Raw genomic sequence first — 15,627 nt, forward strand, 5'->3', positions numbered from 1 at the left:
ATGACTGTTACCCTGATCAAAACCATCGCGATGGAAGATGGTCTGCGTTTCGCTATCCGTGAAGGCGGTCGTACCGTCGGCGCTGGCGTCGTAGCTAAAATCATCGAATAAGCGGTTGTAATGTATTTTTCGGGCCGGCATAATGGTCGGCCTGATTTTGTTTTAGGTCAGTAGCTCAATTGGCAGAGCGACGGTCTCCAAAACCGTAGGTTGGGGGTTCGATTCCCTCCTGACCTGCCAGATTCACTCGGTGTGTCTGGCTTTCTTTTCACAGGATCTTCATAGATGACTCCTAAGGCTGAAGCTCAAGGCTCTCGCTTCGATCTGCTCAAGTGGCTTGTGGTAGCCGCTTTGGTGGTTGTGGGTGTAGTTGGCAATCAGTATTACGCTGCTTCGCCGATCCTGTACCGTGTACTCGCTTTGCTCGTAATTGCTGCTGTAGCTGCCTTTGTAGGCCTGCAGACTGCAAAGGGCAAGTCGTTCTTTGTACTGGTTAAGGAAGCGCGCACTGAGATTCGTAAAGTCGTATGGCCAACTCGCCAGGAAACCACGCAGACAACGTTGATCGTTGTTGCTGTGGTTATCGTTATGGCGTTGCTGTTGTGGGGTGTTGATTCCCTGCTCGGCTGGCTTGTTTCCTTGATTGTCGGCTAAGGGTGTCCCGTGGCTAAGCGTTGGTACGTTGTGCATGCTTACTCGGGTTACGAGAAGCATGTCATGCGCTCGCTGATTGAGCGCGTTAAGCTGGCTGGCATGGAAGATGGCTTCGGCGAAATTCTGGTTCCCACTGAAGAAGTGGTTGAAATGCGTAATGGCCAGAAGCGCAAAAGCGAACGCAAGTTCTTCCCAGGCTATGTGCTGGTACAGATGGATATGAATGAGGGTACTTGGCACTTGGTCAAGGATACTCCTCGGGTGATGGGCTTCATTGGCGGTACCGCCGACAAGCCTGCTCCAATCACCGACAAAGAGGCGGAAGCCATTCTGCGTCGCGTGGCTGATGGTAGCGATAAGCCGAAACCGAAGACTCTGTTTGAGCCGGGTGAGGTAGTTCGTGTTACTGACGGTCCATTCGCTGACTTTAACGGCACCGTCGAAGAAGTTAACTACGAAAAGAGCCGTGTCCAGGTGGCAGTGCTTATTTTCGGTCGCTCTACTCCGGTAGAGTTGGAGTTCAGTCAGGTCGAAAAGGTCTAGCTGAACAAGCATCCCAACCCCGCAGCCCTAGGCTGTGGGGTTTTGTCGTCACTGGGATAAACGCGCAAGTAACCGGGGAGCCTTTCGAGGCGTTCGAACCCGTAATTGGAGTGCCTCATGGCCAAGAAGATTACCGCTTACATCAAGCTGCAAGTGAAGGCCGCTCAGGCTAACCCAAGCCCACCTGTTGGTCCTGCTCTGGGTCAGCACGGCGTGAACATCATGGAATTCTGCAAGGCTTTCAACGCCCGTACTCAGGGTCTTGAAGCAGGTCTGCCGACTCCAGTGATCATCACTGTCTACAGCGACCGTAGCTTCACTTTCGAAACCAAATCCACCCCTGCTTCGGTTCTGCTGAAGAAGGCGGCCGGTCTGACCAGCGGTTCCGCTCGTCCGAACACCGTTAAGGTTGGCACTGTTACCCGTGCTCAGCTGGAAGAAATCGCGAAAACCAAAAACGCGGATCTGACTGCAGCTGATATGGATGCAGCCGTGCGTACTATCGCCGGTTCTGCTCGTAGCATGGGCCTTAACGTGGAGGGTGTGTAATGGCTAAGCTGACCAAGCGTCAAAAGGCTATCGCCGGCAAAATCGAAGCAGGCAAGGCCTACAACATTGTAGACGCTGCTGCTCTGCTGGCTGAGCTGTCGACTGTCAAGTTCAGCGAGTCGTTCGACGTTGCTGTAAACCTGGGTGTAGACCCGCGTAAATCCGACCAGGTTGTTCGTAGCGCTACTGTGCTGCCACACGGCACTGGCAAGACCGTTCGCGTTGCTGTGTTCACCCAGGGTCCAGCTGCTGAGGCCGCTCTGGCTGCCGGCGCTGACCGTGTAGGTATGGACGACCTGGCTGCCGAAATGAAAGGCGGCGACCTGAACTATGACGTAGTGATCGCATCCCCGGATGCCATGCGCGTTGTAGGTCAGCTGGGTCAGATCCTCGGTCCACGTGGCCTGATGCCTAACCCGAAAGTCGGCACCGTAACTCCAGACGTAGCTACCGCGGTTAAAAACGCCAAGGCTGGTCAGGTTCGTTATCGCACCGACAAAAACGGCATCATCCACACTTCCGTTGGCAAGATCGGCTTCGATGCCGTCAAGCTGAAGGAAAACGTTGAAGCCCTGATCGCTGATCTGAAGCGTATCAAGCCAGCTTCCTCGAAAGGTATTTACGTCAAGCGCGTTACCCTGAGCACCACTATGGGCCCAGGTCTGGTTATCGACCAGAGCTCGCTGGACGCGTAAGACAAAGGTTGGCGCGATTATTCGCGCCAATTGAAAGATTGGGGTCCCTGCCTGGCGGGGGCTATCCAAGACCGTAGGCGGCGCAAGCCTTAAACCACAAGCCTACGCAGATGGTGCTCCCGGTTCCTTACCGAATCAGACACCAAAACGACATTCGGTTTCGACCGAGTGAAACGGTAACAAGCAGGAGTTAAACCCGTGGCAATTAATCTCGAAGACAAGAAGGCCATCGTCGCTGAAGTCAACGAGGCTGCCAAAGTCGCTCTGTCCGCTGTCGTGGTTGATGCCCGTGGCGTAACAGTAGGCGCAATGACCGGACTCCGTAAAGAGGCTCGTGAAGCTGGCGTTTACGTACGTGTCGTACGTAACACCCTGCTCAAGCGCGCTGTTGCTGACACTGATTACAGTGTTCTCAACGACGTGTTCACCGGCCCGACCCTGATTGCATTCTCGAACGAACATCCGGGCGCTGCTGCCCGTATCTTCAAAGAGTTCGCCAAGGGTCAGGACAAGTTCGAGATCAAGGCAGCTGCGTTCGAGGGCAAGTTCCTCGCAGCGAATGAGATCGACGTGCTGGCAAGCCTGCCAACTCGCGACGAAGCTATTGCGAAACTGATGAGCGTGATTCAAGGCGCTACCAGCAAGCTGGCTCGTACTCTGGCGGCAATTCGCGATCAGAAAGAAGCTGCTGCAGCCTGAGGCTGAGCGTTTCCAATCTCGCGTATTTTTGTTTATTTCGACGGCCGTACAGGCTGTCCACCAAATCAGGAATTGAGTCATGTCTCTGACTAACGAACAAATCATCGAAGCAATCGGCCAGAAAACTGTTCTGGAAGTTGTTGAGCTGATCAAAGCAATGGAAGAAACCTTCGGCGTGACCGCTGCTGTTGCTGCTGCTGGTCCAGCTGCTGCTGCCGCTGTTGTTGAAGAGCAAACCGAGTTCAACGTTGTTCTGCTGGAAGCTGGCGAGAAGAAGGTTAACGTGATCAAGGCAGTTCGTGAACTGACCGGTCTGGGCCTGAAAGAAGCCAAAGAGAAAGTAGACGGCGCTCCTCAGGTTGTAGCTGAAGGTGTTTCGAAAGAAGCTGCTGAAGACGCCAAGAAGAAGCTGGAAGAAGCAGGCGCTAAAGTCGAACTGAAATAAGTATCGACTTTGCTCCTCCAGCCCGAGCGTCAAGCGACAGGCTGATGGCTGGTGGCTCTTGCCACCGGCCTTTTTCCGTTATTGGCAGCCGACTGGGTCGGTGCTGATAAAGGCGCTGTAACCACCCGATGCGGTGGCGCAAACCATGGGGTTTGCACGATTTTCTGGCTACTCCCGTCGGGAGGGGCCAAACAAGCAGGTGACCAAGCTGGGGAACGCTGATGGCTTACTCATATACTGAGAAAAAACGTATCCGCAAGGACTTTAGCAAGTTGCCGGACGTCATGGATGTGCCGTACCTCCTGGCCATCCAGCTGGATTCGTATCGTGAATTCTTGCAAGCGGGAGCGACTAAAGATCAGTTCCGCGACGTGGGCCTGCATGCGGCCTTCAAATCCGTTTTCCCGATCATCAGCTACTCCGGCAATGCTGCGCTGGAGTACGTCGGTTATCGCTTGGGCGAACCGGCATTTGATGTCAAAGAATGCGTATTGCGCGGTGTAACTTTCGCCGTACCTTTGCGGGTAAAAGTGCGCCTGATCATTTTCGACAAAGAATCGTCGAACAAAGCGATCAAGGACATCAAAGAGCAAGAAGTCTACATGGGCGAAATCCCATTGATGACTGAGAACGGTACCTTCGTAATCAACGGTACCGAGCGTGTTATCGTTTCCCAGCTGCACCGTTCCCCGGGCGTGTTCTTCGACCACGACCGCGGCAAGACGCACAGTTCCGGTAAACTGCTGTACTCCGCGCGCATCATCCCTTACCGCGGTTCGTGGCTGGACTTCGAGTTCGACCCGAAAGACTGCGTATTTGTGCGTATCGACCGTCGTCGCAAGCTGCCGGCCTCGGTGCTGCTGCGCGCGCTCGGCTACACCACCGAAGAAGTGCTGGACGCTTTCTACACCACCAACGTATTCCACGTTAAAGGCGAAGGCCTGAGCCTGGAACTGGTGCCTCAGCGTCTGCGCGGTGAAGTGGCTGTTCTCGATATCCAGGACGATAAAGGCAAGGTTATTGTCGAGCAGGGCCGTCGTATTACTGCCCGCCACATCAACCAGCTGGAAAAGGCCGGGATCAAAGAGCTGGACGTGCCTCTGGACTACGTCCTGGGTCGTACCACCGCCAAGGTCATCGTGCATCCAGCTACCGGCGAAATCCTGGCAGAGTGCAACACCGAGCTGTCGACCGAAGTCCTGGCGAAAATCGCCAAGGCCGGCGTTGTTCGCATCGAAACTCTGTACACCAACGACATCGACTGCGGTCCGTTCATCTCCGACACGCTGAAGATCGACTCCACCAGCAACCAATTGGAAGCACTGGTCGAGATCTATCGCATGATGCGTCCAGGCGAGCCGCCGACCAAAGACGCTGCCGAAACCCTGTTCAACAACCTGTTCTTCAGCCCTGAGCGCTATGACCTGTCTGCGGTCGGCCGGATGAAGTTCAACCGTCGTATCGGTCGTACCGAGATCGAAGGTTCGGGCGTGCTGTGCAAGGAAGACATCGTCGCGGTCCTGAAGACTCTGGTCGACATCCGTAACGGTAAAGGCATCGTCGATGACATCGACCACCTGGGTAACCGTCGTGTTCGCTGCGTAGGCGAAATGGCCGAGAACCAGTTCCGCGTTGGCCTGGTACGTGTTGAGCGTGCGGTCAAAGAGCGTCTGTCGATGGCTGAAAGCGAAGGCCTGATGCCGCAAGACCTGATCAACGCCAAGCCAGTGGCTGCGGCGGTGAAGGAGTTCTTCGGTTCCAGCCAGCTCTCGCAGTTCATGGACCAGAACAACCCGCTGTCCGAGATCACCCACAAGCGTCGTGTCTCTGCACTCGGCCCTGGCGGTCTGACTCGTGAGCGCGCAGGCTTTGAAGTCCGTGACGTACACCCGACTCACTATGGTCGTGTCTGCCCGATTGAAACGCCGGAAGGTCCGAACATTGGTCTGATCAACTCCCTGGCTGCTTATGCCCGCACCAACCAGTACGGCTTCCTGGAAAGCCCGTACCGTGTGGTGAAAGAGGGTGTAGTCACCGACGAGATCGTGTTCCTGTCCGCCATTGAAGAAGCCGATCATGTGATCGCGCAGGCTTCGGCGACCATGAACGAGCAGAAAGTCCTGATCGACGAACTGGTAGCCGTACGTCACCTGAACGAATTCACCGTCAAGGCGCCGGAAGACGTCACCCTGATGGACGTTTCGCCGAAGCAGGTAGTTTCGGTTGCAGCGTCGCTGATTCCGTTCCTCGAGCACGACGACGCCAACCGTGCGTTGATGGGTTCGAACATGCAGCGTCAAGCTGTACCAACCCTGCGCGCTGACAAGCCGCTGGTAGGTACGGGCATGGAGCGTAACGTGGCTCGCGACTCCGGCGTTTGCGTCGTGGCTCGTCGTGGCGGCGTGATCGACTCCGTTGATGCCAGCCGTATCGTGGTTCGTGTTGCTGATGACGAAGTTGAAACCGGTGAAGCCGGTGTCGACATCTACAACCTGACCAAATACACCCGCTCGAACCAGAACACCTGCATCAACCAGCGTCCGCTGGTGAGCAAGGGTGATCGCGTTCAGCGTAGCGACATCATGGCCGACGGCCCGTCCACCGACATGGGTGAACTGGCACTGGGTCAGAACATGCGCATCGCGTTCATGGCATGGAACGGCTTCAACTTCGAAGACTCCATCTGCCTGTCCGAGCGTGTGGTTCAGGAAGACCGCTTCACCACGATCCACATTCAGGAACTGACCTGTGTGGCCCGTGACACCAAGCTTGGCCCAGAGGAAATCACTGCGGACATCCCGAACGTGGGTGAAGCTGCACTGAACAAGCTGGACGAAGCCGGTATCGTTTATGTAGGTGCTGAAGTAGGCGCAGGCGACATCCTGGTGGGCAAGGTCACTCCGAAAGGCGAGACCCAACTGACTCCGGAAGAAAAACTGCTGCGTGCGATCTTCGGTGAAAAAGCCAGCGACGTTAAAGACACCTCCCTGCGCGTGCCAACCGGCACCAAAGGTACTGTCATCGACGTACAGGTCTTCACCCGCGACGGCGTTGAGCGTGATGCTCGTGCTCTGTCGATCGAGAAGTCCCAGCTGGACGAGATCCGCAAGGATCTGAACGAAGAGTTCCGTATCGTTGAAGGCGCGACCTTCGAACGTCTGCGCTCCGCTCTGGTAGGCCACAAGGCTGAAGGCGGCGCCGGTCTGAAGAAAGGTCAGGACATCACCGACGAAGTTCTCGACGGTCTTGAGCATGGTCAGTGGTTCAAACTGCGCATGGCTGAAGATGCTCTGAACGAGCAGCTCGAGAAGGCTCAGGCCTACATCGTTGATCGCCGCCGTCTGCTGGACGACAAGTTCGAAGACAAGAAGCGCAAACTGCAGCAGGGCGATGACCTGGCTCCAGGCGTGCTGAAAATCGTCAAGGTTTACCTGGCAATCCGTCGTCGCATTCAGCCGGGCGACAAGATGGCCGGTCGTCACGGTAACAAAGGTGTGGTCTCCGTGATCATGCCGGTTGAAGACATGCCGCACGATGCCAATGGCACCCCGGTCGACGTCGTCCTCAACCCGTTGGGCGTACCTTCGCGTATGAACGTTGGTCAGATCCTTGAAACCCACCTGGGCCTCGCGGCCAAAGGTCTGGGCGAGAAGATCAACCGGATGGTCGAAGAGCAGCGTAAAGTCGCTGAACTGCGTACCTTCCTGGACGAGATCTACAACCAGATCGGCGGTCGTAACGAAGATCTGGACAGCTTCTCCGATCAGGAAATTCTGGATCTGGCGAAAAACCTGCGTGGCGGCGTTCCAATGGCCACTCCAGTGTTCGACGGCGCCAAGGAAAGCGAAATCAAGGCCATGCTGAAACTGGCAGACCTGCCGGAAAGCGGCCAGATGCAGCTGACTGACGGCCGTACCGGCAACAAGTTCGAGCGTCCAGTTACCGTTGGCTACATGTACATGCTGAAGCTGAACCACTTGGTAGACGACAAGATGCACGCGCGTTCTACCGGTTCGTACAGCCTGGTTACCCAGCAGCCGCTGGGTGGTAAGGCACAGTTCGGTGGTCAGCGTTTCGGGGAGATGGAGGTCTGGGCACTGGAAGCATACGGTGCCGCTTACACTCTGCAAGAAATGCTCACAGTGAAGTCGGACGATGTGAACGGCCGTACCAAGATGTACAAAAACATCGTGGATGGCGATCACCGTATGGAGCCGGGCATGCCCGAGTCCTTCAACGTGTTGATCAAGGAAATTCGTTCCCTCGGCATCGATATCGATCTGGAAACCGAATAACACGTGACGCGATCGAGAGCGGGGCAGGACTGCCCGCTCTCTGCTCCGCCAGGAGGAAAGGCCTTGAAAGACCTACTGAATTTGCTGAAAAACCAGGGTCAAGTCGAAGAGTTCGACGCCATCCGTATCGGATTGGCCTCGCCTGAGATGATCCGCTCGTGGTCGTTCGGCGAAGTTAAAAAGCCGGAAACCATCAACTACCGTACGTTCAAACCTGAGCGTGACGGTCTGTTCTGCGCCAAGATCTTTGGCCCGGTAAAGGATTACGAGTGCCTGTGCGGTAAGTACAAGCGCTTGAAGCACCGTGGTGTGATCTGCGAGAAGTGCGGCGTTGAAGTTGCACTGGCCAAGGTTCGTCGTGAGCGCATGGCGCACATCGAACTGGCTTCGCCGGTTGCCCATATCTGGTTCCTGAAATCGCTGCCGTCCCGTATCGGCTTGCTGATGGACATGACCCTGCGTGATATCGAACGCGTTCTCTACTTCGAGAGCTACGTCGTTATCGATCCAGGCATGACCACCCTTGAAAAGGGTCAGCTGCTGAACGACGAGCAGTACTTCGAAGCGCTGGAAGAATTTGGTGATGACTTCGACGCCCGCATGGGTGCAGAAGCTGTCCGTGAACTGCTGCACGCTATCGACCTGGAGCACGAGATTGGCCGTCTGCGCGAAGAAATTCCGCAAACCAACTCGGAAACCAAGATCAAGAAGCTGTCCAAGCGTCTGAAGTTGATGGAAGCCTTCCAGGGTTCCGGCAACCTGCCAGAGTGGATGGTGCTGACCGTTCTGCCGGTTCTGCCGCCAGATCTGCGTCCACTGGTCCCGCTGGATGGCGGTCGCTTCGCGACTTCCGACCTCAACGATCTGTATCGTCGAGTGATCAACCGTAACAACCGTTTGAAGCGCCTGCTGGATCTGTCCGCGCCGGACATCATCGTGCGCAACGAAAAGCGTATGTTGCAGGAAGCTGTCGATGCACTGCTCGACAACGGTCGTCGTGGCCGCGCTATCACCGGTTCGAACAAGCGTCCTCTGAAATCCCTGGCTGACATGATCAAGGGTAAGCAGGGTCGTTTCCGTCAGAACTTGCTCGGTAAGCGTGTTGACTACTCCGGTCGTTCGGTAATTACCGTAGGTCCGACTCTGCGTCTGCACCAGTGCGGTCTGCCGAAGAAGATGGCTCTCGAGCTGTTCAAACCGTTCATTTTCGGCAAGCTGGAAATGCGTGGTCTCGCGACCACCATCAAAGCGGCCAAGAAAATGGTCGAGCGCGAACTGCCAGAGGTTTGGGACGTTCTCGCTGAAGTGATTCGCGAACACCCGGTTCTTCTCAACCGTGCACCGACCCTTCACCGTCTGGGTATCCAGGCGTTTGAACCGGTACTGATCGAAGGTAAGGCTATTCAGCTGCACCCGCTGGTCTGTGCCGCGTACAACGCCGACTTCGACGGCGACCAAATGGCCGTGCACGTACCGCTGACGCTGGAAGCCCAGCTCGAAGCGCGTGCGTTGATGATGTCGACCAACAACATTCTGTCGCCAGCCAACGGTGAGCCAATCATCGTTCCGTCGCAGGACGTTGTATTGGGTCTCTACTACATGACTCGTGAAGCGATCAACGCCAAGGGCGAAGGTCGTGTGTTCGCGGATCTGCAGGAAGTTGACCGTGTGTTCCGTGCCGGCGAAGCCGCACTGCACGCCAAGGTCAAGGTCCGTATCAACGAAACCGTCAACGACCGTGACGGCAACAGCGTGAGTAACACTCGTATCGTCGACACCACTGTCGGCCGTGCGCTGCTGTTCCAGGTTGTGCCAAAAGGTCTGTCGTACGATGTCGTCAACCTGCCAATGAAGAAAAAGGCGATCTCCAAGCTGATCAACCAGTGCTACCGCGTGGTTGGTCTGAAAGAGACCGTGATCTTCGCTGACCAGTTGATGTACACCGGCTTCGCTTACTCGACCATCTCCGGCGTTTCTATCGGTGTTAACGACTTCGTTATCCCGGACGAAAAAGCCCGCATCATCGGTGCAGCCACCGACGAAGTGAAAGAGATCGAGAGCCAGTACGCCTCCGGCCTGGTAACCCAGGGCGAGAAGTACAACAAAGTGATCGACCTTTGGTCGAAGGCGAACGACGAAGTTTCCAAGGCGATGATGGCCAACCTCTCGAAAGAGAAAGTCATCGACCGTCACGGTGATGAAGTCGACCAAGAGTCCTTCAACTCGATGTACATGATGGCCGACTCGGGTGCGCGGGGTTCCGCAGCACAGATTCGTCAGCTGGCCGGTATGCGTGGTCTGATGGCCAAGCCGGACGGTTCCATCATTGAAACGCCGATTACTGCGAACTTCCGTGAAGGTCTGAGCGTACTTCAGTACTTCATCTCGACTCACGGTGCTCGTAAAGGTCTGGCGGATACCGCGTTGAAAACTGCGAACTCCGGTTACCTGACTCGTCGTCTGGTAGACGTGGCGCAGGATCTGGTTGTAACCGAGATCGATTGCGGCACCGAACACGGTCTGCTGATGACTCCGCACATTGAAGGCGGTGACGTTGTAGAGCCGTTGGGTGAGCGCGTACTGGGTCGTGTTATTGCCCGTGACGTATTCAAGCCAGGCACCGAGGACGTCATCGTTCCTGCCGGTACCCTGGTAGACGAGAAGTGGGTCGAGTTCATCGAGCTGAACAGCATCGACGAAGTGATCGTGCGTTCGCCGATCAGCTGCGAAACCCGCTATGGCATTTGCGCCAAGTGCTACGGCCGTGATCTGGCTCGTGGTCACCAGGTGAACATCGGTGAAGCGGTCGGCGTTATCGCTGCCCAGTCCATCGGTGAGCCGGGTACCCAGCTGACGATGCGTACGTTCCACATCGGTGGTGCGGCAAGCCGTACTTCCGCAGCCGACAGCGTTCAGGTGAAGAATGGCGGTACTGTCCGTCTGCACAATCTGAAACACGTTGAGCGAGTGGATGGTCACCTGGTTGCCGTGTCCCGTTCCGGTGAGCTGGCAATCGCTGATGACTTCGGTCGTGAGCGTGAGCGTTACAAGCTGCCGTACGGTGCTGTGATTTCGGTTAAAGAAGGTGACAAGGTCGACGCTGGCGCAATCGTGGCCAAGTGGGATCCGCACACTCACCCGATCGTTACCGAAATGAAAGGTACCGTGACCTACGTGGGCATGGAAGAAGGCATCACGATCAAGCGTCAGACTGACGAATTGACCGGTATGACCAACATTGAAGTACTCGACGCGAAAGATCGTCCAGCTGCGGGCAAAGAAATCCGTCCAGCAGTGAAGATGGTCGACGACAACGGCAAGGATCTGTTGCTGCCAGGCACTGACGTTATCGCTCAGTACTTCTTGCCAGCCAACGCCTTGGTCGGTGTTGCGGACGGTGCGAAGATCGCGATCGGTGACGTTATCGCTCGTATCCCGCAAGAAACTTCGAAGACCCGTGACATCACCGGTGGTCTGCCGCGTGTTGCCGACTTGTTCGAAGCTCGTCGTCCGAAGGAAGCGTCGATTCTGGCTGAAGTCAGCGGCACCATCGCGTTCGGTAAAGAGACCAAAGGCAAGCGCCGTCTGGTCATTACCCCGAACGACGGTAGCGATCCGTACGAAGAGCTGATTCCGAAGTGGCGTCACCTGAACGTGTTCGAAGGCGAACAGGTAAACCGCGGCGAAGTTATCTCCGACGGTCCGAGCGATCCGCACGACATCCTGCGTCTGCTGGGTGTGAGCGCGCTGGCCAAGTACATCGTGAACGAGATCCAGGACGTTTACCGTCTGCAAGGCGTGAAGATCAACGACAAGCACATCGAGACCATCCTGCGTCAGATGCTGCGTAAAGTTGAGATCTCCGAGTCCGGCGATTCCAGCTTCATCAAGGGCGACCAGATGGAACTGACTCACGTACTGGTAGAGAACGAACGTCTGAGCGCGGAAGACAAGTTTGTCTCCAAGTTCACTCGCGTTCTGCTGGGTATCACCAAGGCGTCGTTGTCCACCGAATCGTTCATCTCGGCGGCTTCCTTCCAGGAAACCACTCGCGTACTGACCGAAGCGGCAGTCACCGGCAAGCGCGACTATCTGCGCGGCCTGAAAGAAAACGTGGTTGTGGGTCGTCTGATCCCGGCCGGTACCGGTCTGGCATATCACAGCGAGCGCAAGCGTCGTCGTGATGCAGACAAGCCGTTGCGCGTAAGCGCCAGTGAAGTGGAAGCTGCACTGACCGAAGCGCTGAACTCGAGCGGTAACTGAGTTCTGCGGTAACTAAGCTGAGGCCCTGATCGCTCCGTTCGTCGAATCGAGACAAATTGTCAAGGTTCGACGGGCGGGGAGGTCGGGGCCTTGCCTTGACTGGGGACAAGATCCTCTTTAGACTCTTGATCCCCTAAATTTGGCGGGAATCCGTTCCTGTCATTTTGCTTTTCTTGCAAGACAATAGCGTCGCAAGACAACAGTGGAGCTAGTAGATGGCAACTATCAACCAGCTGGTACGTCAGCCGCGTAAGCGTATCGTCGAGAAATCCGACGTACCTGCGCTGCAGAACTGCCCGCAACGTCGTGGCGTGTGCACCCGTGTGTACACCACTACGCCGAAAAAACCTAACTCGGCACTGCGTAAAGTATGCCGTGTGCGTCTGACCAACGGTTTCGAGGTTTCCTCGTACATCGGTGGTGAAGGCCACAACCTGCAAGAGCACAGCGTGGTACTGATCCGCGGCGGTCGTGTAAAAGACTTGCCAGGTGTTCGTTACCACACCGTTCGCGGCTCCTTGGATACTTCCGGCGTTAAAGGCCGTAACCAGGGTCGTTCGAAGTACGGTACCAAGCGTCCGAAGTAATCGGTCGTTTTGCAGATTTTCATTTTATTGAGTCGATAAGAGTAAGGTCGGGCTTGCATCCACTGGATCTGTCCCGAACTAACCTGAAGACCGCTTGAGGGCTTATCATGCCAAGACGTCGCGTAGCAGCAAAGCGTGAGATTCTGGACGATCCGAAATACGGAAGCCAGATCCTCGCCAAATTCATGAACCACGTTATGGAAAGCGGCAAGAAAGCCGTTGCCGAGCGTATCGTTTATGGTGCCCTGGAAACCGTGAAGGCTCGTAAGGCCGGCACCGATCCCCTGGAACTCTTCGAAAAAGCACTCGACGCCATCGCTCCGCTGGTCGAAGTGAAGTCGCGCCGCGTTGGTGGTGCTACTTACCAGGTTCCGGTCGAGGTTCGTCCTTCCCGCCGTAACGCTCTGGCAATGCGCTGGTTGGTAGACTTCGCCCGTAAGCGTGGCGAGAAGTCTATGGCTCTGCGCTTGGCTGGCGAACTGCTGGATGCTGCTGAAGGTAAAGGTGCTGCTGTTAAGAAGCGTGAAGACGTGCACCGTATGGCCGAAGCCAACAAAGCTTTCTCGCACTACCGCTTCTAATTTTAGCTTCACTAATTTTGCGAGGGCTTTATGGCTCGTACTACTCCGATTAGTCGCTACCGTAACATCGGTATCGTCGCTCACGTGGATGCTGGTAAAACCACCACCACCGAGCGCGTCCTTTTTTACACTGGCAAAAGTCACAAAATGGGCGAGGTGCATGACGGCGCCGCGACCACAGACTGGATGGTTCAGGAGCAGGAGCGTGGTATTACCATTACTTCTGCTGCCATTACCGCCTTCTGGAAAGGTTCCGAGAAGCAGTACCCGCACGAGCACCGTTTCAACGTCATCGATACCCCGGGCCACGTAGACTTCACCATTGAAGTTGAACGTTCCCTGCGCGTACTCGACGGCGCTGTCGTTGTATTCTGCGGTACTTCGGGTGTTGAGCCTCAGTCGGAAACCGTATGGCGTCAAGCCAACAAATACGGCGTTCCACGTCTTGTTTACGTAAACAAGATGGACCGTGCTGGTGCCAACTTCCTGCGCGTGATCGGTCAGATCAAACAGCGTCTGGGTCACACTCCGGTGCCGATTCAGCTGGCTATCGGTTCGGAAGACAACTTCCAGGGCCAGATCGACCTGATCAACATGCAGGCTGTTTACTGGAACGACTCTGACAAGGGTATGGTTCCTGTTCGCAAGGAAATCCCTGCGGACATGCTCGAGCTGGCTACTGAGTGGCGCAGCAACATGGTTGAGGCTGCGGCCGAAGCCAGTGAAGAGCTGATGAACAAGTACCTGGAAGGCGAAGAGCTGTCGATCGAAGAGATCAAGGCCGCTCTGCGTCAGCGCACTATCGCTGGCGAAATCGTTCTGGCTGTGTGCGGTTCGTCGTTCAAGAACAAGGGCGTTCCCCTGGTTCTCGACGCCGTTATCGACTTCCTGCCTGCTCCAACCGACATTCCAGCTATCAAGGGCTCGAACCCTGATAACGAGGAAGAGGAAATGGAGCGTCACGCAAGTGATGACGAGCCGTTCGCGGCACTGGCGTTCAAAATCGCTACCGACCCATTCGTGGGTACTTTGACCTTCGTCCGTGTTTACTCGGGCGTGTTGAACTCCGGCGACGGCGTGATCAACTCGGTTAAAGGCAAGAAAGAGCGCGTGGGCCGTATGGTGCAAATGCACGCAAACGCCCGTGAAGAGATCAAGGAAGTACGCGCTGGCGACATCGCGGCCCTGATCGGCATGAAGGACGTCACCACTGGTGAAACCCTCTGCAACGCTGACAAGCCAATCATCCTGGTTCGCATGGACTTCCCGGAGCCGGTTATTTCGGTTGCCGTAGAGCCTAAGACCAAGGATGACCAGGAAAAAATGGGTATCGCACTGGGCAAGCTGGCTCAGGAAGACCCGTCTTTCCGCGTTAAAACTGATGAAGAGACTGGTCAAACGATCATCTCCGGCATGGGCGAGCTGCACCTGGACATCCTGGTTGACCGGATGCGCCGTGAGTTCAACGTCGAAGCCAACATCGGCAAGCCTCAGGTTTCGTATCGTGAGCGCATCACGAAGAACTGTGAAATCGAAGGCAAGTTCGTTCGTCAGTCCGGTGGTCGCGGCCAGTTCGGTCACTGCTGGATCCGTTTTGCTCCTGCTGACGAAGGTCAGGAAGGTCTGCAATTCGTGAACGAAGTTGTAGGTGGTGTGGTTCCTAAGGAATACATCCCGGCTATCCAGAAGGGTATCGAAGAGCAGATGAAGAACGGCGTTGTTGCCGGCTATCCGCTGATCGGCCTGAAGGCTACCGTGTTCGATGGTTCTTACCACGACGTCGACTCCAACGAGATGGCGTTTAAAGTGGCTGCTTCCATGGCGACCAAGCAACTGGCCCAGAAGGGCGGTGGTGAGTTGCTCGAGCCGATCATGGCGGTAGAGGTTGTTACGCCTGAAGACTATATGGGTGATGTAATGGGCGACCTTAACCGTCGTCGCGGCATGATCCAGGGTATGGAAGACACAGTGTCCGGCAAGGTTATCCGTGCCGAGGTTCCACTGGGTGAGATGTTCGGTTATGCGACCGACGTTCGTTCCATGTCCCAGGGTCGCGCAAGCTACTCTATGGAATTCAAAAAATACGATACGGCTCCGTCGCACATCGTCGAATCCGTAACCAAAAAACAAGGCTGATTCAGCCCCTTTAGGCTAGGAGTTAATTGTCGTGGCTAAAGAAAAATTTGATCGTTCCCTACCGCACGTCAACGTTGGCACCATCGGTCACGTTGACCACGGTAAAACCACTCTGACCGCTGCTCTGACTCGCGTCTGCTCCGAAGTTTTCGGTTCGGCCGTAGTTGAATTCGACAAGAT

At 55.8% G+C, this 15,627-nt stretch carries 12 protein-coding genes, 1 tRNA gene and 1 pseudogene; all 14 read left to right on the forward strand.

The features are described 5' to 3' along the window. Positions 1-111 (forward strand): annotated as a pseudogene (locus tag CRO59_RS18265) (elongation factor Tu); the annotation flags it as partial. Positions 112-164: 53 nt separating this feature from the next. After that, positions 165-240, forward strand: a tRNA-Trp gene (locus CRO59_RS18270). 45 nt (positions 241-285) lie between these two features. Next, on the forward strand, positions 286-654 hold the full coding sequence (secE, locus tag CRO59_RS18275; protein WP_041074957.1) for a preprotein translocase subunit SecE: 369 nt from the start codon (positions 286-288) through the stop codon (positions 652-654). 9 nt (positions 655-663) lie between these two features. Beyond that, positions 664-1,197, forward strand: coding sequence for a transcription termination/antitermination protein NusG (gene nusG, locus CRO59_RS18280; protein WP_025113545.1), 534 nt, complete (start codon positions 664-666; stop codon positions 1,195-1,197). Between the two features lie 117 nt (positions 1,198-1,314). Continuing rightward, complete coding sequence (gene rplK / locus CRO59_RS18285) at positions 1,315-1,746, forward strand: 50S ribosomal protein L11 (protein ID WP_003228756.1); 432 nt, start codon at positions 1,315-1,317, stop codon at positions 1,744-1,746. Continuing rightward, entirely contained in the window at positions 1,746-2,441 is a 696-nt protein-coding gene (rplA, locus tag CRO59_RS18290) for a 50S ribosomal protein L1 (RefSeq protein ID WP_003228754.1), read from the forward strand. The genes rplK and rplA overlap by 1 nt, the downstream gene beginning before the upstream one ends. Before the next feature lie 198 nt (positions 2,442-2,639). After that, complete coding sequence (rplJ, locus tag CRO59_RS18295) at positions 2,640-3,140, forward strand: 50S ribosomal protein L10 (protein ID WP_097090498.1); 501 nt, start codon at positions 2,640-2,642, stop codon at positions 3,138-3,140. A 79-nt stretch (positions 3,141-3,219) separates the two neighbouring features. Further along, the gene (gene rplL / locus CRO59_RS18300) at positions 3,220-3,585 is read left to right on the forward strand and encodes a 50S ribosomal protein L7/L12 (RefSeq protein ID WP_033703494.1); all 366 of its coding nucleotides are present in this window, start codon (positions 3,220-3,222) and stop codon (positions 3,583-3,585) included. A gap of 221 nt (positions 3,586-3,806) precedes the next feature. After that, positions 3,807-7,880, forward strand: a complete 4,074-nt coding sequence (rpoB, locus tag CRO59_RS18305) for a DNA-directed RNA polymerase subunit beta (RefSeq protein ID WP_027614262.1) — start codon at positions 3,807-3,809, stop codon at positions 7,878-7,880. Between the two features lie 63 nt (positions 7,881-7,943). Further along, positions 7,944-12,143: a DNA-directed RNA polymerase subunit beta' gene (gene rpoC, locus CRO59_RS18310; protein WP_027614261.1), complete on the forward strand. Its 4,200-nt coding sequence runs from the start codon at positions 7,944-7,946 to the stop codon at positions 12,141-12,143. Positions 12,144-12,358: 215 nt separating this feature from the next. Further along, entirely contained in the window at positions 12,359-12,730 is a 372-nt protein-coding gene (rpsL, locus tag CRO59_RS18315) for a 30S ribosomal protein S12 (RefSeq protein ID WP_003186084.1), read from the forward strand. 107 nt (positions 12,731-12,837) lie between these two features. After that, a complete protein-coding gene (gene rpsG / locus CRO59_RS18320) occupies positions 12,838-13,311 on the forward strand; it encodes a 30S ribosomal protein S7 (protein WP_003228745.1) in 474 nt (157 codons plus the stop codon). Between the two features lie 30 nt (positions 13,312-13,341). Then, entirely contained in the window at positions 13,342-15,447 is a 2,106-nt protein-coding gene (gene fusA / locus CRO59_RS18325; protein WP_007962223.1) for an elongation factor G, read from the forward strand. A 31-nt stretch (positions 15,448-15,478) separates the two neighbouring features. Beyond that, on the forward strand, positions 15,479-15,627 hold a 149-nt coding region (locus tag CRO59_RS18330; protein WP_256214500.1), incomplete at its 3' end, for a GTP-binding protein.

The sequence above is a fragment of the Pseudomonas sp. LAMO17WK12:I5 genome, from assembly GCF_900215165.1.
GTDB lineage: Bacteria > Pseudomonadota > Gammaproteobacteria > Pseudomonadales > Pseudomonadaceae > Aquipseudomonas > Aquipseudomonas putida_A.

Excerpts from the sequence above, each read along its gene's own strand:
- secE (WP_041074957.1), top strand. The coding sequence starts at position 286 with ATGACTCCTAAGGCTGAAGCTCAAGGCTCTCGCTTCGATCTGCTCAAG.
- rplK (WP_003228756.1), top strand. The coding sequence starts at position 1,315 with ATGGCCAAGAAGATTACCGCTTACATCAAGCTGCAAGTGAAGGCCGCT.
- rplA (WP_003228754.1), top strand. The coding sequence starts at position 1,746 with ATGGCTAAGCTGACCAAGCGTCAAAAGGCTATCGCCGGCAAAATCGAA.
- rplL (WP_033703494.1), top strand. The coding sequence starts at position 3,220 with ATGTCTCTGACTAACGAACAAATCATCGAAGCAATCGGCCAGAAAACT.
- rpoB (WP_027614262.1), top strand. The coding sequence starts at position 3,807 with ATGGCTTACTCATATACTGAGAAAAAACGTATCCGCAAGGACTTTAGC.
- rpsL (WP_003186084.1), top strand. The coding sequence starts at position 12,359 with ATGGCAACTATCAACCAGCTGGTACGTCAGCCGCGTAAGCGTATCGTC.
- rpsG (WP_003228745.1), top strand. The coding sequence starts at position 12,838 with ATGCCAAGACGTCGCGTAGCAGCAAAGCGTGAGATTCTGGACGATCCG.
- fusA (WP_007962223.1), top strand. The coding sequence starts at position 13,342 with ATGGCTCGTACTACTCCGATTAGTCGCTACCGTAACATCGGTATCGTC.